The organism is Mammaliicoccus sp. H-M34 (genome assembly GCF_022386495.1).
GTDB lineage: Bacteria > Bacillota > Bacilli > Staphylococcales > Staphylococcaceae > Mammaliicoccus > Mammaliicoccus fleurettii.
Genome location: NZ_JAJNIK010000017.1, coordinates 1 through 3,229, shown reverse-complemented (window position 1 = coordinate 3,229; position 3,229 = coordinate 1). Strand labels below are relative to the sequence as shown.

The following is a 3,229-nucleotide window of genomic DNA, read 5'->3' as shown; positions in this document are numbered from 1 at the left end:
GGTTTAGTTGGCGGTGTTGTATCTTTCGCTTTGACAGGTTCAGAAGCGTCAGACGTATTCGGTGTTTCCGCGTTATCCGTTGCTTTGGCTGTGATATTACCTTCAGGTAATGGTGTTGACGGTGTAATTTCAGCAACACCTTGATCATTTGCGACGCCTTCACCAATTTTATTGCCGTCTTTATCGAATAACTCGACAGTAGAGCCTGGATCAGCTTTTACAATAATTGGATCTTTTGTGCCAGATTTACCAGTTAAATCTGTTTGAATCACTGGTTTAGTTGGCGGTGTTGTATCTTTCGATTTGACAGGTTCAGAAGCATCAGATGTATTTGGCGTTTCCGCGTTATCCGTTGCTTTGGCTGTGATATTACCTTCTGGTAATGGTGTTGTCGGTGTAATTTCAGCAACGCCTTGATCATTAGCGATGCCTTCACCAATCTTATTACCATCTTTATCGAATAATTCTACTTTAGAGCCTGGATCAGCTTTTACAACAATTGAATCTTTCGTACCACCTTTATCAGTTAAGTCTGTTTGAATGACAGGCTTAGTTGGCGGTGTTGTATCTTTCGATTTGACTGGTTCAGATGCGTCAGACGTATTTGGCGTTTCTGCATTATCCGTCGCTTTCGCTATGATATTACCTTCAGGTAATGGTGTTGTCGGTGTAATTTCAGCGATACCTTGATCATTAGCGACACCCTCTCCAATCTTATTGCCATCTTTATCGAATAATTCGACAGTAGATCCTGGGTCAGCTTTTACAACAATTGGATCTTTCGTACCACCTTTATCATTTAAATCTGTTTGAATGACAGGTTTAGTTGGCGGTGTTGTATCTTTTGATTTGACAGGTTCAGAAGCATCAGATGTATTCGGCGTTTCTGCATTATCCGTTGCTTTCGCTGTGATATTACCTTCAGGTAATGGTGTTGAAGGTGTAATTTCAGCAACACCTTGATCATTAGCAACACCTTCACCTATTTTATTGCCATCTTTATCGAATAACTCGACAGTAGAACCAGGTTCAGCATTTATTACAATTGGATCTTTTGTACCACCTTTATCAGTTAAGTCTGTTTGAATGACAGGTTTAGTTGGCGGTGTTGTATCTTTCGCTTTGACTGGATCCGAAGCATCAGACGTATTCGGCGTTTCTGCATTATCTGTCGCTTTAGCCGTAATATTACCTTCTGGTAATGGTGTTGTTGGCGTAATTTCAGCCACACCTTGATCATTTGCGATGCCTTCACCAATCTTATTGCCATCTTTGTCGAAGATTTCAACTTTATTTCCAGGGTCAGTAGTCACTGTAATTGGATCTTTTGTACCACCTTTATCAGTTAAGTCTGTTTGAATCACAGGTTTAGTTGGCGGTGTTGTATCTTTCGCTTTGACAGGTTCAGAAGCGTCAGACGTATTCGGTGTTTCCGCGTTATCCGTTGCTTTGGCTGTGATATTACCTTCAGGTAATGGTGTTGACGGTGTAATTTCAGCAACACCTTGATCATTTGCGACGCCTTCACCAATTTTATTGCCGTCTTTATCGAATAACTCGACAGTAGAGCCTGGATCAGCTTTTACAATAATTGGATCTTTTGTGCCAGCTTTACCAGTTAAATCTGTTTGAATGACAGGTTTAGTTGGCGGTGTTGTATCTTTTGATTTTACTGGATCAGAAGCGTCAGATGTATTCGGTGTTTCCGCGTTATCCGTTGCTTTCGCTGTGATATTACCTTCAGGTAATGGAATAGTTGGTGTAATTTCAGCGATACCTTGATCATTAGCAACACCTTCACCAATCTTATTACCATCTTTATCGAACAATTCAACTTTAGAATTAGGTTCAGCGTTTACTACAATAGGATCTTTCGTACCACCTTTATCAGTTAAATCTGTTTGAATGACAGGTTTACTTGGTGGTGTTGTATCTTTCGATTTAACTGGATCTGAAGCATCAGACGTATTTGGTGTTTCCGCGTTATCCGTTGCTTTAGCCGTAATATTACCTTCAGGTAATGGTTTTGTCGGTGTAATTTCAGCAACACCTTGATCATTTGCGATACCTTCACCAATCTTATTACCATCTTTATCGAATAACTCGACAGTAGAACCAGGTTCAGCATTTACTACAATTGTATCTTTCGTACCACCTTTATCAGTTAAGTCTGTAGTTATAACAGGTTTAGTTGGTGGTGTTGTATCTTTTGATTTAACTGGATCTGAAGCATCAGATGTATTCGGTGTTTCCGCATTATCCGTTGCTTTGGCTATGATATTACCTTCAGGTAATGGAATAGTTGGTGTAATTTCAGCAACACCTTGATCATTAGCAACACCTTCACCAATCTTATTACCATCTTTATCGAACAATTCAACTTTAGAATTAGGTTCAGCATTTACAAGAATTGGATCTTTCGTACCACCTTTATCAGTTAAGTCTGTTTGAATCACAGGTTTAGTTGGTGGTGTTGTATCTTTTGATTTAACTGGATCCGAAGCATCAGATGTATTCGGTGTTTCCGCATTATCTGTTGCTTTCGCCGTAATATTACCTTCAGGTAATGGTTTTGTTGGTGTGATTTCAGCAACACCTTGATTATTTGCGATGCCCTCACCAATTTTGTTACCATCTTTATCGAACAATTCTACTTTAGAATGAGGTTCAGCGTTTACTACAATTGGATCTCTCGTACCAGCTTTACCAGATAGATCTGTTTGAATGACAGGTTTAGCCGGAGCTGTTGTATCTGTCGCTTTGATTGGATCTGAAGTATCAGACGTATTCGGTGTTTCCGCATTATCTGTCGCTTTGGCTGTGATATTACCTTCAGGTAATGGTGTTGTTGGTGTGATTTGAGCGACACCTTGATCATTGGCCATAGCTTCACCAATTTTGTTTCCATCTTTATCGAATAATTCAACAGTAGAACCTGGTTCAGCATTCACAGAAATAGTTGGTGTAGTTCCTGCTTGACCAGTTAAGTCTGTAGTGATGATAGGTTTAACTGGTGCTGTTGTATCAGTTGCCTTGATTGGGTCAGAAGCGTCAGATGTATTCGGTGTTTCCGCATTATCTGTCGCTTTGGCTGTGATATTACCTTCAGGTAATGGTGTTGTCGGTGTAATTTCAACTACACCTTGATCATTTGCGACGCCTTCACCAATTTTGTTTCCATCTTTATCAAAGATTTCAACTTTAGATTTAGGTTCAGCATTCACAGAAA

The 3,229-nt window shown here is 39.9% G+C and carries 1 protein-coding gene; it reads right to left on the bottom strand.

All coding sequences use genetic code 11. The annotated features are described in order from the left end of the window. Positions 1 to 3,229: YSIRK signal domain/LPXTG anchor domain surface protein (locus tag LQ608_RS12300; RefSeq protein WP_239752189.1), on the bottom strand; the 3,229-nt coding region annotated here is incomplete at both ends.